The 25082-nt window shown below is 72.6% G+C and carries 20 protein-coding genes and 1 pseudogene; 9 read left to right on the forward strand and 12 right to left on the reverse strand.

Annotation, left to right across the window (positions count from 1 at the left end; translation table 11 throughout):
* Positions 1-799 (forward strand): annotated as a pseudogene (locus tag ACI2LW_RS26385) (glucose-6-phosphate isomerase); the annotation flags it as partial.
* Between the two features lie 901 nt (positions 800-1700).
* Here ACI2LW_RS26385 and ACI2LW_RS26390 read toward each other — a convergent pair.
* Genes ACI2LW_RS26390 through ACI2LW_RS26405 form a run of 4 tightly spaced genes read right to left on the reverse strand, consistent with a single transcriptional unit; the run spans position 1701 to position 5573 of the window.
* On the reverse strand, positions 1701-3998 hold the full coding sequence (locus ACI2LW_RS26390) for an FtsX-like permease family protein (protein ID WP_404733701.1): 2298 nt from the start codon (positions 3996-3998) through the stop codon (positions 1701-1703).
* A gap of 5 nt (positions 3999-4003) precedes the next feature.
* The gene (locus tag ACI2LW_RS26395; RefSeq protein ID WP_404733702.1) at positions 4004-4303 is read right to left on the reverse strand and encodes a hypothetical protein; all 300 of its coding nucleotides are present in this window, start codon (positions 4301-4303) and stop codon (positions 4004-4006) included.
* A complete protein-coding gene (locus ACI2LW_RS26400) occupies positions 4300-5061 on the reverse strand; it encodes an ABC transporter ATP-binding protein (protein ID WP_404733703.1) in 762 nt (253 codons plus the stop codon). Before ACI2LW_RS26400 ends, ACI2LW_RS26395 begins: the two co-directional genes overlap by 4 nt.
* Entirely contained in the window at positions 5058-5573 is a 516-nt protein-coding gene (locus ACI2LW_RS26405) for a PadR family transcriptional regulator (RefSeq protein ID WP_404733704.1), read from the reverse strand. Before ACI2LW_RS26405 ends, ACI2LW_RS26400 begins: the two co-directional genes overlap by 4 nt.
* A 131-nt stretch (positions 5574-5704) precedes the next feature.
* Between ACI2LW_RS26405 and ACI2LW_RS26410 the strand changes: the two genes are divergently transcribed.
* From ACI2LW_RS26410 to ACI2LW_RS26430, 5 genes are all read left to right on the forward strand, one after another.
* A complete protein-coding gene (locus ACI2LW_RS26410) occupies positions 5705-6985 on the forward strand; it encodes an ABC transporter substrate-binding protein (protein ID WP_404733705.1) in 1281 nt (426 codons plus the stop codon).
* Positions 6986-7162: 177 nt separating this feature from the next.
* The gene (locus ACI2LW_RS26415; protein WP_404733706.1) at positions 7163-8800 is read left to right on the forward strand and encodes an alpha-amylase family glycosyl hydrolase; all 1638 of its coding nucleotides are present in this window, start codon (positions 7163-7165) and stop codon (positions 8798-8800) included.
* A gap of 38 nt (positions 8801-8838) precedes the next feature.
* Positions 8839-10170, forward strand: coding sequence for an ABC transporter substrate-binding protein (locus tag ACI2LW_RS26420; protein WP_404733707.1), 1332 nt, complete (start codon positions 8839-8841; stop codon positions 10168-10170).
* Between the two features lie 6 nt (positions 10171-10176).
* Positions 10177-11544, forward strand: coding sequence for an ABC transporter permease subunit (locus tag ACI2LW_RS26425; protein ID WP_404733708.1), 1368 nt, complete (start codon positions 10177-10179; stop codon positions 11542-11544).
* Positions 11541-12380 (forward strand): carbohydrate ABC transporter permease, encoded by an 840-nt coding sequence (locus ACI2LW_RS26430; RefSeq protein WP_404733709.1) that lies wholly within the window; start codon positions 11541-11543, stop codon positions 12378-12380. Before ACI2LW_RS26425 ends, ACI2LW_RS26430 begins: the two co-directional genes overlap by 4 nt.
* A gap of 59 nt (positions 12381-12439) precedes the next feature.
* On the opposite strand, the gene pgl is transcribed toward ACI2LW_RS26430, so the two are convergent.
* Genes pgl through tkt form a run of 5 tightly spaced genes read right to left on the reverse strand, consistent with a single transcriptional unit; the run spans position 12440 to position 19066 of the window.
* The gene (gene pgl / locus ACI2LW_RS26435) at positions 12440-13222 is read right to left on the reverse strand and encodes a 6-phosphogluconolactonase (protein ID WP_404733710.1); all 783 of its coding nucleotides are present in this window, start codon (positions 13220-13222) and stop codon (positions 12440-12442) included.
* Entirely contained in the window at positions 13219-14271 is a 1053-nt protein-coding gene (opcA, locus tag ACI2LW_RS26440) for a glucose-6-phosphate dehydrogenase assembly protein OpcA (RefSeq protein WP_404733711.1), read from the reverse strand. Before opcA ends, pgl begins: the two co-directional genes overlap by 4 nt.
* The gene (gene zwf, locus ACI2LW_RS26445; protein ID WP_404733712.1) at positions 14268-15806 is read right to left on the reverse strand and encodes a glucose-6-phosphate dehydrogenase; all 1539 of its coding nucleotides are present in this window, start codon (positions 15804-15806) and stop codon (positions 14268-14270) included. The genes opcA and zwf overlap by 4 nt, the downstream gene beginning before the upstream one ends.
* Positions 15807-15810: 4 nt before the next feature.
* Positions 15811-16929: a transaldolase gene (gene tal, locus ACI2LW_RS26450; RefSeq protein ID WP_404733713.1), complete on the reverse strand. Its 1119-nt coding sequence runs from the start codon at positions 16927-16929 to the stop codon at positions 15811-15813.
* Positions 16930-16963: 34 nt separating this feature from the next.
* Positions 16964-19066: a transketolase gene (gene tkt / locus ACI2LW_RS26455; RefSeq protein ID WP_404733714.1), complete on the reverse strand. Its 2103-nt coding sequence runs from the start codon at positions 19064-19066 to the stop codon at positions 16964-16966.
* Between the two features lie 428 nt (positions 19067-19494).
* Here tkt and ACI2LW_RS26460 point away from each other — a divergent pair, with 428 nt between their 5' ends.
* From ACI2LW_RS26460 to ACI2LW_RS26470, 3 genes are all read left to right on the forward strand, one after another.
* A complete protein-coding gene (locus ACI2LW_RS26460; RefSeq protein ID WP_404733715.1) occupies positions 19495-20466 on the forward strand; it encodes a heme o synthase in 972 nt (323 codons plus the stop codon).
* Between the two features lie 94 nt (positions 20467-20560).
* The gene (locus ACI2LW_RS26465; protein ID WP_404733716.1) at positions 20561-20893 is read left to right on the forward strand and encodes a hypothetical protein; all 333 of its coding nucleotides are present in this window, start codon (positions 20561-20563) and stop codon (positions 20891-20893) included.
* Between the two features lie 58 nt (positions 20894-20951).
* Positions 20952-22058 (forward strand): amidohydrolase family protein, encoded by a 1107-nt coding sequence (locus ACI2LW_RS26470; RefSeq protein WP_404733717.1) that lies wholly within the window; start codon positions 20952-20954, stop codon positions 22056-22058.
* A gap of 186 nt (positions 22059-22244) precedes the next feature.
* On the opposite strand, the gene ACI2LW_RS26475 is transcribed toward ACI2LW_RS26470, so the two are convergent.
* The 3 genes from ACI2LW_RS26475 to ACI2LW_RS26485 are packed head-to-tail and all read right to left on the reverse strand — an operon-like array spanning position 22245 to position 25006.
* The gene (locus ACI2LW_RS26475; RefSeq protein WP_404733798.1) at positions 22245-23252 is read right to left on the reverse strand and encodes a heme A synthase; all 1008 of its coding nucleotides are present in this window, start codon (positions 23250-23252) and stop codon (positions 22245-22247) included.
* A 57-nt stretch (positions 23253-23309) separates the two neighbouring features.
* Positions 23310-24026, reverse strand: coding sequence for an ABC transporter permease (locus ACI2LW_RS26480; RefSeq protein WP_404733799.1), 717 nt, complete (start codon positions 24024-24026; stop codon positions 23310-23312).
* A gap of 56 nt (positions 24027-24082) precedes the next feature.
* Positions 24083-25006 carry an ABC transporter ATP-binding protein gene (locus tag ACI2LW_RS26485; RefSeq protein ID WP_404733718.1) on the reverse strand — a complete coding sequence of 308 codons (924 nt, stop codon included), beginning with the start codon at positions 25004-25006 and terminating at the stop codon, positions 24083-24085.
* Between the last annotated feature and the right edge of the window lie 76 nt (positions 25007-25082).

Raw genomic sequence — 25082 nt, forward strand, 5'->3', positions numbered from 1 at the left:
GATGATCGCGATCGGACCGGACCGCTTCCGCGAGATGCTCGACGGCTTCAGGATCGTCGACGACCACTTCCGCAACGCGCCCGCCGAGGCCAACGTGCCGTTGCTGCTGGGGCTGCTGGGCATCTGGTACGGCAACTTCTTCGACGCGCAGTCGCACGCGGTGCTGCCGTACTCGCACTACATGTCGAAGTTCACCGCTTATCTGCAGCAGCTGGACATGGAGTCCAACGGCAAGTCCGTGCAGCGCAACGGGGAGCCGGTGCAGTGGCAGACCGGGCCGGTGGTGTGGGGCACGCCCGGCACCAACGGCCAGCACGCCTACTTCCAGCTGATCCACCAGGGCACGAAGATGATCCCGGCGGACTTCATCGGCTTCGCCGAGCCGGTGGGGGAGCTGAGCGAGGGGCTCAAGGCGCAGCACGATCTGCTGATGGCCAACTTCTTCGCGCAGACGCAGGCGCTGGCGTTCGGCAAGACGCCCGAGGAGGTGCGGGCGGAGGGGGTGCCGGAGGAACTGGTCGCGCACAAGAGCTTCCGGGGGAACCATCCCACGACCACCATCCTGGCGCGGGAGCTGACTCCGTCGGTCCTGGGGCAACTGGTCGCGCTCTACGAGCACAAGGTGTTCGTGCAGGGCGCGGTGTGGAACATCGACTCCTTCGACCAGTGGGGGGTGGAGCTGGGGAAGGTGCTCGCCAAGCGGGTCGAGCCGGCGTTGACGGAGGGGGCGCGGGTGGAGGGGCTGGATGCGTCGACGCGGGCGTTGGTCGGTACGTACCGGGAGTGGCGGGGGCGGTGAGGGGTCTTGTTCCCGGGGCTCTGCCCCGGGGGCCCCGGCGGGGGCTGTGCCCCCGCGGCCCCGGTTTGGCTTTGCCCACCCGCCCGCCCGTCTCGGTGGGGTGAGGGGTCACCGTCCCTGGGGCTCCGCCCCAGACCCCGGGCGGGGGCTGCGCCCCCTGCACCCCCCTTTGCCCCATCCGACCCGCCCGACTCGGTGGGCTGAGACGGCACCGCCGCGGGGCTCCGCCCCGGACCCCATGCGGGGCTTCGCCCCTGCACCCCAGCGGGGCTCTGCCCGGGACTCCGGGCGAGGGCTTCGCCCCTGCGCCCCGGCCTCGGCGGGGCTCCGCCCCGGACCTCATGCGGGGCTTCGCCCCTGCACCCCAGCGGGGCTCCGCCTCGGACCTCATGCGGGGGTTGCGCCTCCTGCACCCAGCGGGGCTCTGCCCGGGACTCCGGGCGAGGGCTTCGCCCCTGCGCCCCGGCCTCGGCGGGGCTCCGCCCCGGACCCCATGCGGGGCTTCGCCCCTGCACCCCAGCGGGGCTCCGCCCCGGACCTCATGCGGGGGTTGCGCCTCCTGCACCCAGCGGGGCTCCGCCCGGGACCCCGGGCGAGGGCTTCGCCCCTGCGCCCCGGCCTCGGCGGGGCTTCGCCCCGGACCCCATGCGGGGCTTCGCCCCTGCACCCCAGCGGGGCTCCGCCTCGGACCTCATGCGGGGGTTGCGCCTCCTGCACCCAGCGGGGCTCCGCCCGGGACCCCGGGCGAGGGCTTCGCCCCTGCGCCCCGGCCCCGGCGGGGCTCCGCCCCGGACCCCATGCGGGGCTTCGCCCCTGCACCCCAGCCGGGCCCCGCCCCGGGCCCCACGCCAGGCTTCGCCCCTGCACCCCGGGCGGGGGCCAAGCCCCGCGCGGTCCCCGCCTACGCCACCGCGCTCAGGGTGTCTGCCAGGCGGCGGTGGGAGGCTCGGGTGGCGGGGACGGTGGAGAGGGCTGTTGCTCCTGTGGTTGCGGCCAGGACGAAGAGGAGGAGGAGCAAGGGGGAGGGGCCCGTGGCGATGCCCGCGCCGATGCCGCTGGAGCGGCCCTGGGTGTCGATCAGCCAGTGGGACAGGGGGAGGCCCGCGGCGGTGGCGGCCAGGACGGCGGCCAGGGCCGTGCAGCCCGTGGCCGTCACCGTGATCCCGGTGATCTGGCGCGGGGACAGGCCGATCGCCTTCAGGGCCAGCAGGTCCCGTTCGCTCTCCCGGACGGTGCCGCCGATCGCGGTGAGCAGTTCGATCAGGCCGATGAGGGCCATGACGCAGATCAGGCCGGCGATGACCGCGCGGAGGGAGGAGAGGCCGTCGGCGGGGTTGGTGACGGTGTGGACGTCCAGATGGCCGTTGCCGGCCTGGGCGAGGGCGGCGGCGACGCGGCCCGTGTCCGCGCCGGGGCGCAGGCGGACCTGGTACAGGGTGGGCGCCAGGCCGGGGTCGTTCTCGCGCAGGGTGTCCAGGGACGTGGAGATGACCCGGCCGGCGTTCTCCGGCTCGATGCTGCGGCCCACGATGTGCAGGATCTGCGGCCGGTCGCCCACCGTCATCCGGACCCAGTCGCCGACGTGGACGTCGAGGAGGTCGAGCAGCCCCTGGCCGGCCACCGCCTCGTCGGGACCCTGGGCGGAGCGGCCCTCCGCCAGGGCGTAGGGATAAGGGTTGCCGTGGGTGCCCAGGCCGCGCAGGGCGATCGTGGCGGTCTGGCCGGGGACCAGGGCGGCCACCTCGACGCCCGGGTAGACCGCCCGGACCCGCGGTTCGCCTTCCAGCAGTGCGCGGATCTGCCGGTCGTCGAGGGAACGGTCCGCGCGGACCGTGAGCGCCGCCGGCAGTCCCAGCTGCTCCGGCTGCCGGTGGAAGCGGTCGATGGTGGTCCAGGCACTCATCGCCACCACGATCAGCAGCAGCGGCAGCGCCAGCCGCCCCACCGTGGCGAGGGTGCGCGGGCGGCGGGTGAAGGCCTTGTGCCCGCCCAGGACCAGCGCGGGCGGCAGCCGCAGCCCCCGCAGCCGCAGACCGAGCGCCCGGCGTGCCGCCCCCGGGAGCCGGCCGCCGGACCCGGTCGCGCGGCGCGGCACCGGCACCGGCGGCACCCGTCCCGCCCGCCAGGCGGCGAGCCCGGTGACCGCCCCGATGAACAGCACCGCGCCCACCGGCACCGCGAACAGCGACAGCGAGTGACCCGGCAGCCCCTGCCAGACGCCGACCGCGTCGCCCAGCCGTCCGGGGATCCGCGTGCCCAGGCCCTGGGTCAGCGCGGCCGCGGCCACGGCGCCGAGCAGCGCGTACGCCACGTGCTGGAGCAGGAAGATCCGCACCACCTGCCCGGGCGTGAAGCCGATCGCCTTCAGTACCGAGATGTCCCGCAGATGGCCGCGAATGCGGGTGGCGATCGCGCCGTGCACCGCGAACCCGGCCGCCAGCAGCGCGCCCAGGCCGAACAGGCCCAGCACCTGGCCGAGCAGCCGGTTGTCGCCCTGTGCCTCGGCCCGTGCCTGCTGCCAGGTGGACACCTCGCCGACCGCCCCGGCGCCCAGCACGGTCACGGCACGCTGGACGGCGTAGGCGGTGTCCTCGGGGTCGGTCAGACGCAGCCCGATCACCCGGCCGCCGGGGTCGCGCACGGCGGCCGGCGGGGCCCACACCAGGCCCGGCTGTTCGCCGGGGCGGTAGCGGGGCTCGGCGCTCTCGGCGACGCCCACCACGGTGAGCGTGCGCGCGGTGCCCGGCAGGGTGAGGGTGTCCCCGGGCTCGGCCAGCAGCGCCCGCGCCAGCCTGCTCTCCAGGACCACCCCGCTCGGGTCGCGGGGCCGGAGCCAGTGACCGGAGGTCATCAGCGGACGGCCCACCTGGGGCAGGGCGGCCGTGGCGCGCAGCTCGACGTTCGCGCGGGTGCCGCGGGCGGAGACGGTGGCGGACTCGGTGGCGTAGGGACCGGTGACGGACTGCACGCCGTCGAGTCCGGCCAGCCGGCCGGTGTCGGCGGAGCCCACGGTGTGCAGCCACACGTGAGCGCCGCGGGACTGGGTGAAGACCCGCTGCCAGGGGTTGGTCGCGTAGCCGAACAGCGCGGTGGCCAGCAGCAGTGAGGCGACGATGCCGGCCGTGGCCAGCACGAGGAACAGCGCCTCCCCGCGGTGCGCCCGCAGATCGGAGTGCGCCCAGCGCAAGGTGGCTCGCACGGCCCTCAGCCCTTCGGCCCGGCGGGGCGCGTCGCAGGGCCGTGCGCCGCGAGCAGGTTGTGCACCGTGCCGAGGGCGCGGGCCGCAAGCAGGTCGTGCGCCGCAAGGAGGTTGTGCGCCGCGCCGAGGGCGCGGGCCGCGCCGAGGGCGTGGGCCCGGCGGAGGCCCTGCGCACCGCGGAGCCCGTGCGGCGCGCGCAGGTCGTTCGCCGCACCGAGATCGCGGGCCGCACCCGAGCCCCGCACCGCCGCGGCGGCGCGGACCGGGCCCCAGCCGTTCAGTGTTGCGGAGTGCCCGTTCCTCATCGCAGCCGGTCCTTCAGTTCCAGGACGTCCGCGATGCCCCGGCCTGGCGGCGCGGGGCTCGCGCCGAGTTCCGCGTCGTCGGCGATCCGGCCGTCGAAGAAGCTGATCACCCGGTCCGCGGCGCTCGCCAGCCGGGCGTCGTGCGTGACCAGCACGATCGTCTGGCCGCGCTGGTGGAAGCGGGACAGCAGCCGCATCACCTCGCGGGTGCCCTTGCTGTCCAGGCTGCCGGCGGGCTCGTCGGCCAGCAGCAGCGGGGGGTGGTTGACCAGGGCGCGGGCGAGGGCCACGCGCTGCTGCTCGCCGCCGGACAGCTCGCCGGGCATGCTGCGCTCCTTGCCCTCGAGGCCCAGCTCCGCCAGCAGCTCCTCGCGCTCGGCGCGGGCCTGCTTCGGGGAGCGGCCGGCCAGCAGGGCGGGCAGTTCGACGTTGTCGGCGACCGACAGGTTGGAGACCAGGTTGAAGAACTGGAAGACGATGCCGATACGGGTGCGGCGCTCCTCGGCCCAGCGGGCCTCGCCGTAGGAGTCCGTGCACCGTCCGTCGAGCCAGACGCTGCCCTTGTCCGGCCGCTGCAGCCCGCCCAGCAGATGCAGCAGCGTGGACTTGCCGGCGCCCGACGGACCGGTGACCGCGACGAACTCGCCGCGCGTGACCGACAGGTCGACCCCGCGCACGGCACGGGCGGGCGCGCCCTCGCCGTAGTGGGTCTTGACGAGGCCCTCGGCCCGCAGGACGGGAGCGTGGCCGTCGTTCACTCCAGCTCCTCCAGTTCCTCCTGGCACCGCTCCAGCCAGTCCAGGTCGGCCTGCAGGTGCAGCATGGCGCCCTCGATCAGCAGATGGGCGATTCGGTTGTCCCGGTCCTCGGCCGCGGCGAGCTTCGACAGATTGCGCATGGTGTTGAGGTACTGGCGGCGCTGCTGGTTGATGAGGGCGATCTGGTCCGCGAGACCGGTCCGCGGCGCGAGGGCGAGCTTCATGAAGAACTCGTCCCGCACCCGCGGCTCGTCCTCGGGTGTGCCGAACCAGGCGCTCAGCGCCTCGCGCCCGGCATCGGTGAGGTGGTAGACCTTCTTGTTGGGCCGGCCGGCCTGCTCGACGTCCTCGCCCTCGATCAGTCCCGACTTCTCGAGGCGGCCGAGGGTCACGTAGATCTGGCCGACGTTCGGCTGAGGGTACGCGGAGCCCAGCAGTTGCTCAAGGTCCTGCTTCAGCTCGTATCCGTGGGCCGGACCGCGTGCGAGGAGTGCCAGGAGGGGCAGGCGCACTCGTGCTCTCCTCCCACGTCCTCGTCATGTGCGTAATGTGTTCCAGGCCCTAGTATCGCCCATACCTAACAGGTATACATGCCTCTGACGCCGGGCGAAGATGCCCGGTGCCCGTGTGCAAGGAGGAACCTATGCGGTGGATGCGCGCCGCGGGTAGGGGCCTCCTCGTCCTGGTCGTGGTCATGACCGGGTATGTCGCCTCCGGCGCCCGCGCCGACGACGTGCCGGGCGGCGGCCACGGCGGCCGCGGCCCGCTCACCCTGGCCACCGCCGGAGACCTCACCGGCTATCTCGGCCCGCTGCTGGAGGGCTGGAACCGCACCCACCCCGGCGAGCGGGTCACCCTCGTCGAGCTGCCCGACTCCGCCGACGAGACGCACGCGCAGATGACCACCGACCTGCGCGGCGGCGACCGCAGCCGGTTCGACGTGCTCAACATCGACGTCAACTGGACCTCGGAGTTCGCCGCGGCCGGCTGGATCCGCCCGCTGCCGCGCGACCGCTTCCCGCTGAAGAGCTTCCTGCCCCCGGTCGTGGACACCGCGACCTACGACGGGCAGCTCTACGCGGTGCCGTACGTCACGAACGCCGGGCTGCTGCTGTACCGCAAGGACGTCCTCGCCAAGGAGGGCGTCCCGCCGCCGCGCACCTGGGCCGAACTGGAGAAGGACGCCAAGGAGATCGCGCCCAGGTACGGGCTGGAAGGGTACGCGGGCCAGTTCCTGCCGTACGAGGGCCTCACCGTGAACGCGGCGGAGGCCGTGTACTCCGCGGGCGGCTCGATCCTCGGCGACGAGGGCGCGCGGGTCACCGTGGACTCCGCGGCGGCCCGCAAGGGCATCGGGTTCCTCGCCCGCGGCTTCGCCGAGGGATGGATACCGAAGGCGGCGCTGACGTACAAGGAGGAGGAGTCCAAGCAGGCCTTCCAGGACGGCCGGCTGCTCTTCCTGCGCAACTGGCCCTACGCGTACGCCGTCGCCTCCGCCAAGGGGTCGAAGGTCGCCGGGAAGATCGGCGCCGTGCCCCTGCCGGGGCCGGACGGCCCGGGCACGAGCGTGCTCGGCGGCTCCAACCTCGCCGTCAACACCCATGCCCGGCACCCCGACTCGGCCGCGCGCCTCATCGCGTACCTCACCAGCGAGGGCGTCCAGCGGCAGGTGCTCACCAAGGGCGCGCTGCCGCCCGTGCGCGCCGCGCTCTACGAGGACCCCGCGCTGGTGCGGCGGTTCCCCTATCTGCCGACCCTGCGCTCCGCCGTGCGCGCGGCCGAGCCGCGTCCCAAGAGCCCGCACTACGACCAGGTCAGCCTGGTGGTCCAGGCGGTCGTGCAGGACGCGCTGACCGGGCGCCAGACGCCCGAGGCGGCGGTGCGGCGCCTGGCGCGCGAGCTCGACGCCATCGCCGTCCACTAGCTACTAGTTACTTGTTAAGTAACGCGGACATCACATCTCTGTTCTCTTCGCCCGTTTTGGTCCGGGTTTGTGTCGGTCAACTGGCCAGGAGATTCCGTTCACTTCATTGACACCCTCGCGAAGCCGCTACCTAACATGCATGCATAACAGCGGCCTAGAGAGAGACAGGGCAGTGGGTTGAACAGGCATCGTTGGTGGCGCGACGCGGTGATCTACCAGGTGTACGTCCGCAGCTTCCTGGACAGCACCGGGGACGGCGTCGGCGATCTGGCCGGCGTGCGGGCCGGGCTGCCGTACCTGAAGAAGCTGGGCGTCGACGGGATCTGGCTGAGCCCCTTCTACCCCTCCCCGCAGCACGACCACGGCTACGACGTGGCCGACTACTGCGACGTCGACCCGCTCTTCGGCGACCTCGCCGAGTTCGACCGGCTGATGGCCGCCGCCCGCCGGCTCGGCATCAAGGTGCTGCTCGACATCGTCCCCAACCACTGCTCCAGCGAGCACCCCTGGTTCCGCGAGGCCCTCGCCGCCGGACCCGGCAGCCAGGCCCGGGCCCGCTTCCACTTCGCCGACGGCCGCGGCCCCGGCGGCGCCGAGCCGCCCAACAACTGGCACGCCATGTTCGGCGGCCCCGCCTGGACCCGGGTGACCGAGCCCGACGGCCGCCCGGGCCAGTGGTACCTGCACATGTTCACGCCCGAGCAGCCCGACTGGAACTGGCGCACCCCCGAGGTCGCCGCCGAGTTCGACCGGGTGCTGCGCTTCTGGCTGGACCGCGGCGTCGACGGCTTCCGCATCGACGTGGCCGCCGGCCTCTACAAGCACCCCGAGCTGCCCGACTCGCCCGACCCCGAGGCCGACGCCCGCACCCGCGACTCGGTCAACCCGCTGGCCTGGAACCAGCCCGAGGTGCACGGCGTGTGGCGCCGGTGGCGCGCCCTGTGCGAGGAGTACACCGCCCACGACGGCCGCGAACGCCTGCTCGTCGGCGAGGTGTCCGTGCCCAGCGCCCGCGAGCACGCCCGGTACGTCCGCCCCGACGAGCTGCACCAGGCCTTCTTCTTCGACCTGCTGAGCGCCCCCTGGGACGCCGACGCCTTCCGCAAGGTCGTCTCCGAGGCCATGCAGGACATCGCCGGCACCGGCTCCACGGTCACCTGGGTCCTCAACAACCACGACCAGGTCCGCACCGTCACCCGCTACGGCGAACCCGCCACCGAGGGCAGCGGCCTCGGCGCCGCCCGCGCCCGCGCCGCCGCGCTGCTGATGCTGGCGCTGCCCGGAGCGGCGTACATCTACCAGGGCGAGGAGCTCGGCCTGCCCGAGGTCGTCGACCTGCCCGACGACGTGCTCACCGACCCGATCTTCCGCCGCACCGGCAGCCGCGCCCGGGTCCGCGACGGCTGCCGGGTGCCGCTGCCCTGGTCCGGGCAGGCCTCGCCGTTCGGCTTCACCTCCTCCGCCGAGGGCGCCAAGCCCTGGCTGCCGCAGCCCGAGTACTTCGCCGAGTACGCCACGGACCGCGCCCTGGCCGACACCCGCTCCTTCTGGCACCTCTACCGCGACGGCCTCCAGCTGCGCACCGCCCTGCCCCAGCTGGGCGAGGGCACCCTGCGCTGGCTGGACACCCCGCCCGGCGTCCTCGGCTTCGTCCGCGGCGACGGCCTGGTCTGCGCCGTGAACTTCGGTACCGCACCCACCCCCGCACCGGTCCCGGGCACCCCGCTGCTCGCCAGCGGCCCCTGCCCGCCCGGGGTGCTCGCCGGCTCCACCGCCGCCTGGTGGATGACCGACGCCGACCTGCCCACCCCCTGAGTTCCCGTCAACTCCCATCCCCCGAAGGGACATCAACGATGATGCGACGACGTACCACCCTCCTCACCGGCTGCACCGCCCTCGTCCTGGCGCTCGGCGCGACCGCCTGCGGCGGCGACCCCGTCTCCGCGGGCGGCGGCGACAAGCCGCTCAGCGGCCAGACCGTCACCGTGGCCGGCGTCTGGTCCGGCACCGAGCAGAAGAACTTCCAGAAGGTGCTCGACGCGTTCACCGAGAAGACCGGCGCCAAGACGCAGTTCGTGTCCACCGGTGACAACGTCTCCACCGTCGTCGGCAGCAAGATCGAGGGCGGCAACGCCCCCGACGTCGTGATGGTCCCCCAGGTCGGCGTGCTCCAGCAGTTCGCGAAGAAGGGCTGGCTCAAGCCGCTGTCCGCCACCACCGCCAAGTCGGTGGACGACGGCTTCGCCCCCGTGTGGAAGAAGTACGGCAGCGTCGACGGCACCCTGTACGGCCTGTACTTCAAGGCCGCCCACAAGTCCACCGTCTGGTACAGCCCCGACGCCTTCACCCAGGCCGGCGTCCAGCCGCCCAAGACCTACGACGAGATGCTCAAGGCCGGGCACACCGTCTCCGACTCCGGGCGCGCCGCCTTCGCGGTCGCCGGGCAGGACGGCTGGACCCTCACCGACTGGTTCGAGAACATCTACCTCTCCCAGGCCGGCCCCGAGAAGTACGACGCCCTCGCCGCCCACAAGCTGAAGTGGACCGACGCGAGCGTGGTCAAGGCGCTCGGCACGCTCGGCAAGCTGTTCAAGGACAAGCAGCTCATCGCCGGCGGCCAGAAGGAGGCGCTGAACACCGACTTCCCCGGCTCGGTCGAGAAGGTCTTCGGCCCCAAGGCCGAGGCCGGCATGGTCTACGAGGGCGACTTCGTCGCGGGCGTCGCGCACGACCAGTTCGGGAAGACCATCGGCAAGGACGCGAACTTCTTCCCCTTCCCGGCGGTCGACGGCGGCACCGCCCCGGTCGTCAGCGGCGGCGACGCGGCCGTCGTCCTCAAGGACGGCAAGAACGCCAAGGCCGGCATGAAGCTGCTCGAGTACCTCGCCACCCCCGAGGCCGCCGCCGTCTGGGCGAAGGCGGGCGGCTTCCTCTCCCCGAACAAGAACCTCGACCTGTCCTCCTACGGCGACGACGTCACCCGCGCCACCGCCAAGTCGCTGGTCGGCGCGGGCGACTCGGTCCGCTTCGACATGTCCGACCAGGCCCCGGCCGCCTTCGGCGGCACCAAGGGAACCGGCGAGTGGAAGCTGCTCCAGGACTTCCTGCGCGACCCCTCCAGCCCGAAGGACACGGCGGCCCGGCTGGAGGCCGCCGCGGCCAAGGCGTACCAGGGCCAGGGCTGAGCCGAGATGACCGCCACCACTGTCTCCAAGGAGACGGGGGCGAGCCCCCCGCCCGCCGCGTCGCCCGCCCTGAGGGCGCGGCGCCTGCGGCGGCGGGGGCGGGTCATCGCCCTGCTGTTCGTCCTCCCCGCGCTGCTGCTGCTCGGCGCGCTGGTCGTCTACCCGGTCCTCTTCTCCGTCGGCCGCAGCTTCTTCGACGCCTCCGGCAGCCGCTTCGTCGGCGGGGACAACTACACGGAGATGTTCCGCGACCCGGCCACGCTCAAGGCCATCCGCAATACCACCATCTGGGTGGTGGTGGCCCCGGCGCTGCTCACCGGGCTGGGGCTGATCCTGGCCGTGCTGGTGGAGAAGGTCCGCTGGGCGACGGCGTTCAAGCTGCTGCTGTTCATGCCGATGGCCGTGTCCTTCCTGGCCGCCGGGATCATCTTCCGGCTCGCCTACGACGAGGACCCGGACAAGGGCGTGCTGAACGCCGCCGCGGTCTCGGTGCACGACGCCTTCAAGGGCAGCTCCTCCTACCCGGCCGCGCGCGGCCGTGAGGGGCAGCTCACCCGGGGCCGCGACGGCTCCTATCTGACGGCGCGCGGCGTCTCGCCCGGGGACACGGTGAACCTGCCGATGGTCGGCGTCCTGCCCAAGGACCTGCCGCACGGCGCCCAGCCCGCGTACCCGGCGGCCGGGCGGAAGGCCGCCGCCGGCGAGCTGCGCGGAGTGGTCTACCTGGACTTCACCCCCGGCGGGGGCGGCACCCGGGACAAGGTCGACCGGCGCGAGAGCGGACTGCCGGGGATGACGGTCGAGGCGGTGCGCGACGGGCGGACCGTGGCGAGCACCACGACGGCGTCCGACGGCTCCTTCCGCTTCGGCGGCATCGAGGCCGGCTCGTACACCCTGAAGCTGCCCGAGTCCAACTTCGCGCCGCCCTACCAGGGCATCTCCTGGCTCGGGCCGACCCTGGTCACGCCCGCGATCATCGGGGCGTACCTGTGGATCTGGACCGGGTTCGCGATGGTGCTGATCGGCGCCGGGCTGTCCACGCTGCCGCGCGACGCGCTGGAGGCGGCGCGGATGGACGGGGCCAACGAGTGGCAGATCTTCCGCCGGATCACCGTGCCGCTGCTCGCACCCGTGCTGACGGTCGTCTTCGTCACCCTCGTCATCAACGTGATGAAGGTCTTCGACCTCGTCTACATCATCGCGCCCGGACCCGTGCAGGAGGACGCCACCGTGCTGGCCACCCAGATGTGGCTGGTGTCCTTCGGCGGCGGCAACAACCAGGGCCTCGGCAGCGCGCTCGGCGTCCTGCTCCTGCTGCTGGTGATCCCCGCGATGGTGTTCAACGTCCGCCGTTTCCGAAGGAGTCAGCGATGAACGCGGTCAGGCGGGGCCTGGGCAACGGGCTGGTGCAGGCCTTCCTCGTGGTGATCGGACTGGTCTGGCTGACCCCGCTGGCCGGACTGTTCGTCTCCTCGCTGCGCTCGGCCCAGGACACCGCCAAGGGCGGCTGGTGGACGGCGCTGTCCAGCCCCGGGCAGCTGTCCTTCGACAACTACTCGGCGCTGCTGAAGAACGCCGGGATGACGCAGGCCTTCTGGAACACGGTGCTGATCTCGGTGCCGGCGACCGTGCTGGTCGTCGTCATCGCCGCGCTGGCCGGATACGCCTTCGCCTGGCTGGACTTCCCCCTGCGGGAACCGCTGTTCCTGCTCGTGGTGGCCCTGCTGGTGGTCCCCGTGCAGATCGGCCTGCTGCCGGTGGCCAAACTCTTCGGCGCCCTGGGGCTGTTCGGCACGATCCCGGGCGTGGTGCTGTTCCACGTGGCCTACGGGCTGCCGTTCGCGGTGTTCCTGCTGCGGAACTACTTCGCCGAGATGCCCAAGGAGATGCTGGAGGCGGCCCGCATGGACGGGGGCAGCGAGTGGCGGATCTTCACCCGGCTGGTGCTGCCGGTGGGCCGGCCGGCCATCGCCAGCCTCGCCATCTTCCAGTTCCTGTGGGTGTGGAACGACATGCTGGTGGCGCTGCTGTTCGCGGACAGCTCCTCGCAGCCGCTGACCGTGGAACTGCAGTCGCAGATCCGGCAGTTCGGAAGCAACATCGACGTGCTGGCGCCAGGGGCGTTCCTGTCCCTGGTGGTGCCGGTGGTGGTGTTCTTCGCCTTCCAGCGGCACTTCGTGCAGGGGGTGATGGCGGGCTCGGTGAAGTGAGCCGACGGCGGTGGGGGCGGCGAGGGTTCCTGACCCCTCGCCGCCCCCACCGCCGTACCTCACGGCGAGGCCGGCGGATACAGCGAACGCGGCAGCTGGGCCGCCGCCGCCGTGTCCAGCAGCCACAGCGTGCGGGCCCGGCCCCGGGCGCCCGCCGCCGGGGCCTGGATCTCGCCGGCGCCGGACAGGGCCATCGCCACCGCGTTGGCCTTGTCCTCGCCCGCCGCCAGCAACCACACCTCACGGGCCGCGCGGATGGCGGGAAGGGTCAGGGAGATACGGGTGGGCGGCGGCTTGGGGGAGCCGTGGACGCCGATGACCGTGCGCTCCGTCTCCCGCACGCCCGGATGCTCCGGGAAGAGGGAGGCGACATGGGCGTCCGGACCGACGCCCAGCATGAGGACGTCGAAGGCGGGCACCCCGCCGTGGGCCTCCGGGCCGGCCGCACGGGCCAGCTCCTCGGCGTAGCCCTCCGCCGCGGCCTCCACGTCCGCGCCGTGGGGACCGTCCGAGGCGGGCATCGCGTGCACCCGCTTCGGGTCCACCGGCACGGAGTCGAGCAGCGCCTCGCGGGCCTGCGTGACGTTGCGCTCGGGATCGCCCTCGGGCAGGAAGCGCTCGTCGCCCCACCACAGGTCGAGGCGGGCCCAGTCGACGGCGTCCCGGGCCGGCGCCGCCGCCAGCGCGGCCAGCACGCCATTGCCGTTGCGGCCGCCGGTCAGCACCACCGACGCCGAGCCCTTCGAGGCCTGGGCGTCCACGATCCGGGTGATCAGCCGTGCCGCGGCGGCCTGCGCCATCAGCTCCTTGTCGCGGTGCACGACCAGCTGGGGAGTGCTCACTTGGCCGCCGCCTTCCGCGTCGGGACCAGCCGGGCCGCCGCCGCGGCGGCCACGCCCGCCGGACCCTTCGCCGTCTCCTCCTCCGGCGTCGCCACCGCGACCGGGCCGCCGGCCCCCTCCGGCTCGCCGTTCAGCCGGTCCACGCCGAAGCGCAGCGCCGACGCATAGGTGTCGTCCGGGTCCAGCCGGCGCAGCTCCTCGGCGATCAGCTCGGCGGTCTCCCGCCGCTTCAGCGCCACCGCGCGCTCCGGCTGGCCGTGGATGGACAGCGTCGCCAGCCGGCCGTCCCCGCGGTCCAGAGTGATCGGGCCGCAGGAGGTGTCCATGCGGACCGCGGTCAGGCCGGGGCCGCCGGACGGCGAGCGCCGCACCGGCACGTCCAGCCGGTCCGCGAGCCACATCGCCAGCAGCTCACAGCTCGGGTTGAACTCCTCGCCCTCCACCTCGACGCCCCGCACCTCGCAGGTCACCTGGTCCAGGGCGGCCGCCAGCATCGAGCGCCACGGCGTGATCCGGGTCCACGACAGATCCGTGTCGCCCGGCGTGTACGCCTCGGCGCGCGCCGCCAGGTCCCGCACCGGCTCCTCGGAGGCGTAGGTGTCGGTGACCCTGCGCTGCGCCAGGGAGCCCAGCGGGTCGTTCGCCGGGTCGAGCGGGGCGTCCACCGGCCACCAGACGACGACCGGCGCGTCCGGCAGCAGCAGCGGCAGCACCACCGACTGGGCGTGGTCGACGACCTCGCCGTACAGCCGCAGCACCACCGTCTCGCCGGTGCCGGCCTCCGCGCCCACCCGCACCTCGGCGTCCAGGCGCGAGCCCGTGCGGTCCCGGGGGGTGCGCGAGACCCGCCGGATGACCACGAGGGTGCGCGACGGGTGCTCGTGCGAGGCGTCGTTCGCCGCCTTCAGCGCGTCGTAGGCGTTCTCCTCGTCGGTGACGACGACGAGGGTGAGCACCATGCCGACGGCCGGCGTGCCGATCGCCCGGCGGCCCTCCACCAGCGCCTTGTTGATCTTGCTGGCCGTGGTGTCGGTCAGGTCTATCTTCATGGCCGGCGCCAGCTCCGTCCGTCTCGTGCGAGCATCTCGTCCGCCTCGGCGGGACCCCAGGTCCCGGACGCGTACTGCGCGGGCCTGCCGTTCTTTTCCCAGTACTCCTCTATGGGGTCGAGGATCTTCCAGGACAGCTCGACCTCCGCCGTGCGCGGGAAGAGGTTGGAGTCGCCCAGCAGCACGTCCAGGATGAGGCGCTCGTACGCCTCCGGGCTGGACTCCGTGAAGGACTCGCCGTAGGCGAAGTCCATGGACACGTCCCGGATCTCCATGGAGGTGCCCGGCACCTTGGAGCCGAAGCGCACGGTGACGCCCTCGTCCGGCTGGACGCGGATCACGATGGCGTTCTGGCCCAGCTCCTCCGTGGCCGTGGAGTCGAAGGGGGAATGGGGGGCGCGCTGGAAGACGACGGCGATCTCGGTGACCCGGCGGCCCAGCCGCTTGCCGGTGCGCAGATAGAAGGGGACGCCCGCCCAGCGGCGGTTGTCCACCTCCAGCTTCACCGCGGCGTAGGTGTCGGTCTTCGAGTTCTTGTCGATGCCCTCTTCCTCGAGGTAGCCGATGACCTTCTCGCCGCCCTGCCAGCCGGCCGCGTACTGCCCGCGCACGGTGGCGACACCGAGGTCCTTGGGCAGCCGCACCGCGCCGAGCACCTTCTCCTTCTCGGCGGCCAGCGCGTCCGCGTCGAAGGAGGCGGGCTCCTCCATGGCGGTGAGGGCCATCAGCTGGAGCAGGTGGTTCTGGATGACGTCGCGGGCGGCGCCGATGCCGTCGTAGTAGCCGGCCCGGCCGCCGATGCCGATGTCCTCGGCCATGGTGATCTGCACATGGTCCACGAAGGACCGGTTCCAGATCGGCTCGAACATCGTGTTGGCGAACCGCAGCGCCAGGATGTTCTGGACGGTCTCCTTGCCCAGGTAGTGGTCGATGCGGAACACCTGGTCCGGGGCGAAGACCTCGTGCACGACCTTGTTGAGCTGCTCGGCCGACCTCAGGTCGTGGCCGAACGGCTTCTCGATGACCGCGCGCCGCCAGGAGCCGCTCGTCTGCTCGGCCAGCTGGTGCTTCTTCAGCTGCTGGATGACGACCGGGAAGGACTTCGGCGGCACGGACAGATAGAAGGCGAAGTTGCCGCCCGTGCCCTGCGCCTTGTCCAGCTCCTCGATCGTCCCGCGCAGCCGCTCGAACGCCTCGTCGTCGTCGAACGTGCCCTGCACGAAGCGCATGCCCTGCAGGAGTTGCTGCCAGACCTCCTCGCGGAACGGGGTGCGCGCGTGCTGCTTGACCGCGTCGTGCACCACCTCCGCGAAGTCCTCGTGCTCCCAGTCGCGCCGGGCGAAGCCCACCAGGGAGAAGCCCGGCGGCAGCAGACCCCGGTTGGCGAGGTCGTACACGGCCGGCATCAGCTTCTTGCGGGACAGGTCGCCGGTGACGCCGAAGATGACCAGGCCCGACGGCCCCGCGATGCGCGGGAGCCGTCGGTCGGCGGGATCACGGAGCGGGTTCGCTCCGCTGCCGGGAAGGGGGGCCAAGGTCTCAGCCCTCCGAGGGGGCGAGGCGCTCCAGCTCCGCCTCGGTCGACTTCAGCAGGTCGTTCCAGGACGCCTCGAACTTGTCGACGCCCTCGTCCTCCAGGACCTGGACCACCTCGTCGTAGGAGATCCCGATCCGCTCCAGCGCGTCGAGGTCGGCACGGGCCTGCTCGTAGGTGCCGCGCACCGTGTCGCCGCGGATCTCGCCGTGGTCCTCGGTGGCCTCGAGCGTGGCCTGCGGCATGGTGTTGACGGTGTTCGGCGCGACCAGCTCCTCGACGTACATGGTGTCCTTGTACGCCTTGTCCTTCACACCGGTGGACGCCCACAGCGGGCGCTGCTTGTTGGCGCCCGCGTTCTCCAGCGCGCTCCAGCGGTCGGAGGAGAACACCTCCTCGTACGCCTGGTAGGCGAGCCGCGCGTTGGCCACGCCCGCCTTGCCGCGCAGCGCCTTGGCCTCGTCGGTGCCCATCTCGTCGATGCGGCGGTCGATCTCGGTGTCCACCCGGGAGACGAAGAAGGACGCCACCGAGTGGATCTGCGACAGGTCCAGGCCCCGCTCGCGCGCCTTCTCCAGTCCGGACAGGTAGGCGTCCATGACCGCGCGGTAGCGCTCCAGCGAGAAGATCAGCGTGACGTTGACGCTGATGCCGTTGGCGATGGTCTCCGTGATGGCCGGCAGGCCCGCCATGGTGGCAGGGATCTTGATGAGCGTGTTCGGGCGGTCCACCAGCCAGGCCAGCTGGCGGGCCTCGGCGACCGTCGCCCTGGTGTTGTGCGCCAGGCGCGGGTCGACCTCGATGGAGACCCGGCCGTCCTGGCCGCCGGTGGCGTCGAACACCGGGCGCAGGATGTCGGCGGCGTCCCGGACGTCCGCCGTGGTGATCATCCGGATGGCCTCTTCGACGGTGACCCGCCGGGCGGCCAGGTCCGTGATCTGCTGGTCGTAGCCGTCGCCCTGGGAGATCGCCTTCTGGAAGATCGTCGGGTTGGTGGTGACGCCCACGACGTGCTGCTGGTCGATCAGTTCGGCGAGGTTGCCGGACGTGATCCGCTTGCGCGACAGGTCGTCCAGCCAGATCGCGACGCCTTCGTCGGAGAGGCGCTTGAGTGCGTCTGTCATGGAAATTGCATCTCCTACGTGTCGTATGTGAGCGTCAGCGCTGGGCGGCGGCGAGGGATTCCCGGGCCTTGTCGGCCACGTTCTCCGGGGTGAAACCGAACTCGCGGAAGAGCACCTTGCCGTCGGCGGAGGCACCGAAGTGCTCCAGGGAGACGATGCGCCCCGCGTCTCCCACGTACTTGTGCCAGGTCAGCCCGATCCCCGCCTCGACCGCGACGCGTGCCCGTACCGCCGGGGGCAGCACGCTGTCCCGGTACCCCTGGTCCTGCTCCTCGAACCACTCCACGGACGGCATGGACACGACCCGCGTGGGCACCCCGTCGGCCTGGAGCCGCTCGCGGGCCTCGACCGCCACGTGCACCTCGGAGCCGGTGGCGATGAGGATCACCTCGGGCTCGGTGTCCTGGCCGGCGGACGACTGCGCCTCCAGCAGGACGTAACCGCCGCGGGCGGCGTCGTCGTCGGGCTCGTACGTCGGCACGCCCTGCCGGGTGAGCGCGAGGGCGTGCGGGGCGCCCTTGCCGTACTCCTTGGTCCAGCGCCGCATGATCTCGCGCCAGGCGATCGCCGTCTCGTTGGCGTCGGCCGGGCGGACGACGTTGAAGTTGGGGATGGCGCGCAGCGAGGCCAGGTGTTCCACCGGCTGGTGGGTCGGGCCGTCCTCGCCCAGGCCGATGGAGTCGTGCGTCCACACGTACGTCACCGGCAGGTGCATCAGGGCCGACAGGCGCACCGCGTTGCGCATGTAGTCGGAGAAGACGAGGAACGTGCCGCCGTAGACGCGGGTGTTGCCGTGCAGCGTGATGCCGTTCAGCTCGGCGCCCATCGAGTGCTCGCGGATGCCGAAGTGGATGGTGCGGCCGTAGGGGTTGGCCTCCGGCAGCGGGTTGCCCTCGGGCAGGAACGACGACGTCTTGTCGATGGTCGTGTTGTTCGAGCCGGCCAGGTCCGCGGAGCCGCCCCACAGTTCGGGGATGACCTCGCCGAGGGCCTGCAGCACCTTGCCGGACGCGGCCCGCGTGGCCACGCCCTTGCCGGTCTCGAACACCGGGATCTTCTCGTCCCAGCCGGCCGGCAGCTCGCCCTTGGCGATGCGGTCGTACTCGGCGGCCCGCTCGGGGTTGTTGTCGCGCCACTGCTGGAAGGTCTTCTCCCACGCGGTGCGGGCCGCGCGGCCCCGCTCGAGGGCGCCCCGGGTGTGGGTGAGCACCTCGTCGGAGACCTCGAAGGTCCGCTCCGGGTCGAAGCCGAGGATCCGCTTGGTGGCCGCGACCTCTTCCTCGCCGAGCGCGGAGCCGTGCGCCGCCTCGGTGTTCTGCGCATGCGGGGCCGGCCAGGCGATGATCGAGCGCATCGCGATGAAGGAGGGCCGGTCGGTGACCTCCCTGGCCTCCTGGAGCGCGGCGAAGATCGCCTGCGGGTCCAGGTCGCCGTTCTCCTTGGGCTCGACGCGCTGCACGTGCCAGCCGTAGGCCTCGTAGCGCTTGACCGTGTCCTCGGAGACGGCCGTCTCGGTGTCGCCCTCGATCGAGATGTGGTTGTCGTCCCACAGCAGGATCAGGTTGCCGAGCTTCTGGTGGCCGGCGAGCGAGGACGCCTCGGCGGAGATGCCCTCCTGGAGGCAGCCGTCACCGGCGATGCAGTAGATGAAGTGGTCGAACGGGGACTCGCCCAGCGCCGCCTCGGGGTCGAACAGGCCGCGCTCGTAGCGGGAGGCCATCGCCATGCCCACCGCGTTGGCCACGCCCTGGCCCAGCGGGCCGGTCGTGGTCTCCACGCCCGGCGTGTGCCCGTACTCCGGGTGGCCGGGCGTCCTGGAGCCCCAGGTGCGGAAGGCCTTCAGGTCGTCCAGCTCCAGCCCGAAGCCGGCCAGGTACAGCTGGGTGTAGAGGGTCAGGGAGGAGTGGCCGGCGGACAGCACGAAGCGGTCGCGCCCCACCCACTGCGGATCGGCCGGGTCGTGCCGCATCACCTTCTGGAAGAGGGTGTAGGCGGCTGGAGCAAGGCTCATCGCGGTGCCGGGATGGCCGTTGCCGACCTTCTGTACGGCATCGGCGGCCAGGACGCGGGCGGTGTCCACCGCGCGCTGGTCCAACTCGGTCCACTCGAGGTCTGTGGTGGTCGGCTTGGTGCTCACCCTGGGTCAGGGCTCCTCTCCACATGTCGGATGCCGGTGACCGTGACCGGGCACCGGCTGCCGGCGTTCTGCGCGTCGGCCGGCCTTGTCGAGCCTATCCCGTAAGAACGTGCGTTTTTCCTCGTGATTCCAGAGTGCCGGGACTCTTTCGGATCTGCCTCCCCGCCTGGCCGTAAGCCCATTCGGCACATGAATACGAAGGTGCTCATCCGATCGCTCAATCGAGCCGCGGCGTGCCCGTCGGACGGGTCCTGGCGTGTCCGTCGGACGGGTCCCGGCGTGCCCGTCGGACGGACCCCGGCGCGCCCTCCGGGCCGCCCCCGCGTCAACACGACCCACCCCCGCGAATGTCCGGGTCTGGGCAACGTCTACAGTGGCGTGGTACGCGCGAGCCCTCACCGTCGGTGCACGAGCCGGGGCTCGCTGGGATGTCTCTGTCAGGGGTGTGCGTGACGGCCGTCGAATCCCGTCCAGCGGGGGTGGTGCTCGATGCGAGCCAGAAGTCGAGCCGCCGGCCGTTCGGGGCCCGTCTCAAGGCCTTCGTGGCGCTGACCAAGCCGCGGATCATCGAACTGCTGCTGATCACCACCGTTCCGGTGATGTTCCTGGCACAGCAGGGTGTGCCCGACCTCGGCCTGGTGGTCCTCACCTGCCTCGGCGGCTATCTCTCCGCGGGCGGCGCCAACGCGCTCAACATGTACATCGACCGCGACATCGACGCCCTGATGGACCGCACCTCGCAGCGCCCGCTGGTCACCGGCATGGTGAGCCCGCGCGAGTGCCTGGTCTTCGGCATCTCGCTGGCCGTGGTCTCCACCCTGCTGTTCGGCCTGACCGTCAACTGGCTGTCGGCGTGGCTGGCGCTCGGGGCGCTCCTCTTCTACGTCGTCGTCTACACGATGATCCTCAAACGGCGTACCTCGCAGAACATCGTCTGGGGCGGCATCGCCGGCTGCATGCCGGTGCTGATCGGCTGGTCCGCGGTCACCAACTCGATGTCCTGGGCCCCCGTCGTCCTCTTCCTCGTGATGTTCTTCTGGACGCCGCCGCACTACTGGCCGCTGTCCATGAAGGTCAAGGACGACTACGCGCGCGTGGGCGTGCCGATGCTGCCCGTCGTCGCCTCCAACAAGGTCGTCGCCCGGCAGATCGTCCTCTACAGCTGGGTGATGGTCGCGGTCTCGCTGCTGCTCACCCCGCTCGGCTACACCGGCTGGTTCTACACGGCGGTCGCGCTGGCGGCCGGCGGCTGGTGGCTGTGGGAGGCGCACGCGCTGCAGGGCCGGGCCAAGGCCGAGGTGACCGGCGGCAAGCTGAAGGAGATGCGCCTGTTCCACTGGTCCATCACCTACGTCTCGCTGCTGTTCGTGGCGGTGGCGGTGGACCCCTTCCTGCGCTGACCCGTCCTCGTGGCGCCACTCGGGTGGGGTGCGTGGTCAAGGCCACGCACCCCACCCGTCGCCGTTTGATCTACCCGTCGGTAGCATCCTGACCATGGCAGAGACTGAGCAGGTGGACCCGAAGGCCGAGCGCACGGTGGCGCGCCTCGCCAAGCGGATCGGTGCGTTCTCCAAGGCGCACGGCGGTGCCGAGGGCCAGGTGGCCTACATCGGCGAGCGCGGCGCGCGCATCGTCCTCGTCGGCGAGGACGGCGGTTGGGGCGACCTGGTGGCGCCCTCGTACGAGCTGGCCGAGAAGGCCGTGGCGAAGGCCGGCATCACCGTCCACGAGGACTTCGACGGCGAGCTCGCGGCCAAGGTGCGCACCGGCCCCTACGAGTGGAAGCGCATGGCCGGGATCCAGGTGGGCGGTCCCAGCAACACCTGACGCCGGTTCACCCGTTAGGACGTGTGAGGAGCACGGGTCCACCGAACGGGGAGTCCGGATGATCGCAACGCCGTCCCTCGTGGACCAGTACTGCCACGGCGTACTGAGAACGGAGCTGGGCCTCGGCACCTTCGAGGCCCAGCTGTCCCGGACCGAGGGCCCGCCCGCCCCGGGCACCACCCTCTTCGACACCCAGACCGGCTTCGCCGTACGCCGCTGGTGCCCGCCGCTGCTCGGCCTGGAGCCGCACTGCCCGCCCGCGCGCTATCTGGCCCGCCGCCGCGAGCTCGGCGTCCTGGAGGCCGGCCGCAGGCTGCTGCGCGGCAGCGGCATCACGACCTACCTCGTCGACACGGGGCTGCCCGGGGACCTCACCGGGCCCGCCGAGCTGGCCTCCGCCGGCGACGCCGACGCCCACGAGATCGTCCGCCTCGAACTCCTCGCCGAACAGGTCGCCGACACCTCCGGCACGGTCGAGTCCTTCCTCGCCAACCTCGCCGAGTCCGTCCACGGGGCCGCCGCGCACGCCGTCGCCTTCACCTCCGTGGCGGGCGTGCGGCACGGACTGGCGCTCGCGCCGGAGCCGCCGGGGCCGGGGGAGGTGCGCGGCGCGGCGGGGCGCTGGCTGGCCGGGCGGGAGGTGGGCGGGGAGCTGAGCGACCCGGTGCTGCTGCGCCATCTGCTGTGGATCGCGGTGGCCTCCGGCCGCCCGCTCCAGCTGCACGCCGGCCTGGGCGAGCCCGGTCTGCGCATCGACCGCACCGACCCGGTCCTGCTCACCGACTTCGTCCGGGCGACCGCGGGCCTGGGCACGGACCTGGTCCTGCTGCACGGCTATCCCTACCACCGGCACGCCGCCCATCTGGCCGGCGTCTTCCCGCACGTCTACGCCGACTCGGGGGCCGCGCTGGTGCGCACCGGCGCCCGCGCCGCCACCGTCCTCGCCGAGCTCCTGGAGCTGGCCCCCTTCGGCAAGATCCTCTTCTCCAGCGGGGCGAGCGGACTGCCCGAGCTGCACGTCGTCGCGGCCCGGCTGTTCACCCAGGCGCTGGGCCGGGTGCTCGGCGGCTGGGTGGCGGAGGGCGCCTGGTCGCGGGAGGACGCCGAGCGGGTGGCCGGCATGGTCGCGGCGGTCAACGCACGGCGCGTGTACGGGCTGGAGTGACGGCGCGGACGGCGCGTCTGCGCGGGCTGGAGGGGTGACACCACGCGCGGGTGCGGGCTTGGCCGAGGGCACCACGGTGCGGGTACGGGCGGAGCGATGGCACCACGGCGCGGGTACGGGCGGAGTGACGGCGCGGACCGCCGCGCGGGCGGGCGGGGCACGACGCCTCGCCCGCCCCGGCAGCGCTCAGGCGTTCGCCAGTGTCGTCTCGGTGGAGGGGCCGGGCAGGTCGGCCACCGACTCCGGGCGCTCGCGCAGCGACAGCTGCACGCGCAGCACACCGATCCACATCAGGCACGAGCCCAGCATGTGCAGGGCCACCAGCACCTCGGGCAGATGGGTGAAGTACTGCACGTAGCCGATGACGCCCTGCGCGAGCAGGACCAGGAACAGGTCACGGGTGCGGTGCAGCGGGCCCCTGGGGGCGTCGACGGCCTTGAGCACGAACCACAGCGCGAACGTCAGTGTCACCACGATCCAGGCGAGCACCGCGTGCAGCTTGGCGACCGTCTCCCAGTCGATCGGGATGCGCGCGACATCCTGGGAGTCGCCCGCGTGCGGACCCGCGCCGGTCACCACCGTGCCCACGGCGATCAGCAGCACGCTCGCGGTGACCAGGAACCACACCAGCTGCTGCACGGCCTTGCCCACCAGCGGGCGCGGCGCGGCGTCACCCTCGCGGGTGCGCTGCCACATCACCGTGGCGACCGCGATCAGCGCCGTCGACAGCAGGAAGTGCGCGGCGACGGTGTACGGGTTCAGGCCGACCAGCACCACGACGCCGCCCAGCACCGCGTTGCCCATGACGACCCAGAACTGGGCCCAGCCCAGCCGGGTCAGGCCGCGCCGCCAGGGCTTCTGGGCGCGCGCCGCGACGATCGCCCAGCCGACGGCGGCGCACAGCACGTACGTCAGCAGCCGGTTGCCGAACTCGATGACGCCGTGCAGGCCCATCGCCCGCGTGGTGGTCAGCGAGGTGTCGGTGCAGGTCGGCCAGGTCGGGCAGCCCAGGCCCGAGCCGGTCAGCCGGACGGCGCCGCCGGTGACCACGATGATCACGGCCATGGCGAGCGCGGCGAGCGCCGCCCGCCGGACGGTCCTCGGATGGGGGGTCCAGCGTTCGGCGATGAAGGCGAGCGGGTTGCGCACGGCGGACAGGGCGTCGGCGCGGGTCAGGTTCGGCACGCCGTCCATCGTAGGACGACGCTTGTGCACGCTTTCACGAGGGTCCATCGGCGGGCGGCTCCCGTCCTACTCCCAGCGGAAGAACCGGCCGGCGGCGGCCAGCCCCACGACCGCCCACACCGCGAGGATCCCGAGGTCGCCCCAGGGCATGCCGGCTCCGTGCTGCAGCACGTCGCGCAGCCCGTCGGACAGCGCGGAGACGGGCAGCAGCTCCAGCACGCCGCGGACGCCCGCCGGGAACCTGTCCAGCGGCACGATCACCCCGCCGCCGACGAGCAGCAGCAGGAAGACCAGGTTGGCGGCGGCCAGCGTGGCCTCGGCCTTGAGTGTCCCCGCCATCAGCAGCCCCAGCCCGGAGAAGGCGGCCGTGCCGACCACCAGCAGCAGGAGCACCGTGCCCGGGTCGCCGTGCGGGGACCAGCCCAGCGCGAACGCGATCACGGTCAGCAGGACGACCTGGAGGACCTCCGTGACCAGCACGGACGCCGTCTTGGCGGTCATCAGCCCCCAGCGGGGCAGCGGCGAGGAGGCCAGGCGCTTGAGCACGCCGTAGCGCCGCTCGAAACCGGTGGCGATGGCCTGCCCGGTGAACGCGGTCGACATCACCGCGAGGGCGAGGACGCCGGGTGCGAGGAAGTCCACCGCCTCGCCGGCGCCGGTGTCCACGATGTCGACGGAGCTGAACAGCACCAGCAGCAGGGTGGGGATCACCACGGTCAGCAGCAGCTGCTCGCCGTTGCGCAGCAGCATCCTCGTCTCCAGCGCCGCCTGCGCCACGATCATGCGGGGCAGCGGGGCGGCCCCGGGCCGCGGGGCGTGGATGCCGGTGGGGGTGGCGGTCACGAGCGCAGCTCCTTGCCGGTCAGCTCCAGGAAAACGTCCTCCAGGGTGTGCCGCTCGACGGAGATCCGCTCCGGCATCACCCCGTGCTGCGCGCACCACGACGTCACGGTGGCGAGCAGTTGGGGGTCGACCTTGCCGGCGACCCGGTAGGCGCCGGGGGTCAGCTCGGCCGCCGAGCAGTCGGGCGGCAGCGCCTTGAGCAGCGAGCCCACGTCGAGACCGGGCCGGCCGGTGAAGCGCAGGGTGTTCTCGGCGCCGCCGCGGCACAGTTCCTCGGGGGAGCCCTGGGCGATCACCCGGCCCGCGTCGATGACCGCGACGTCGTCGGCGAGCTGCTCGGCCTCGTCCATGTGGTGCGTGGTGAGGATCACCGAGACCCCGTCGGCGCGCAGGTCGCGGACCAGGTCCCAGGTGGCCCGGCGGGCCTGCGGGTCGAGGCCGGCGGTGGGCTCGTCGAGGAACACCAGCTCGGGCCGGCCGACCACGGCCATCGCCAGGGCCAGCCGCTGCTGCTGCCCGCCGGAGAGCCGGCGGTAGGACGTCCGGCCGCAGCTGCCCAGTCCCAGCCGCTCGATCAGGGCGTCCACGTCCAGCGGGTGGGCGTGCAGCCGGGCGACGTGCCGCACCATCTCGTCGGCCCGCGCGCCGGAGTAGACGCCACCCGACTGGAGCATCACACCGATCCGGGGGCGCAGCCGGGCGGACTCGGCGACGGGGTCGAGGCCCAGGACGCGCACCGTGCCGGCGTCCGGCCTGAGGTACCCCTCGCAGGTCTCGACGGTCGTCGTCTTGCCCGCGCCGTTGGGGCCGAGGACGGCGGTCACCCCCGCGTGGGCCACCAGGTCCAGGCCGTTGACCGCGGTCTTCGTGCCGTACCGCTTGACCAGACCCCGAACCTGGATGACGGGCTCGCTTCGCATGGCTCCAGAGTCTAGGGACGGCCGCGGTCCCCCGGACGGGCGGGTGCGCGAACTGCTCCCACGAGTGAATCCGCGG

This window comes from Streptomyces sp. NPDC004065 (assembly GCF_044903565.1).
Lineage (GTDB): Bacteria > Actinomycetota > Actinomycetes > Streptomycetales > Streptomycetaceae > Streptomyces.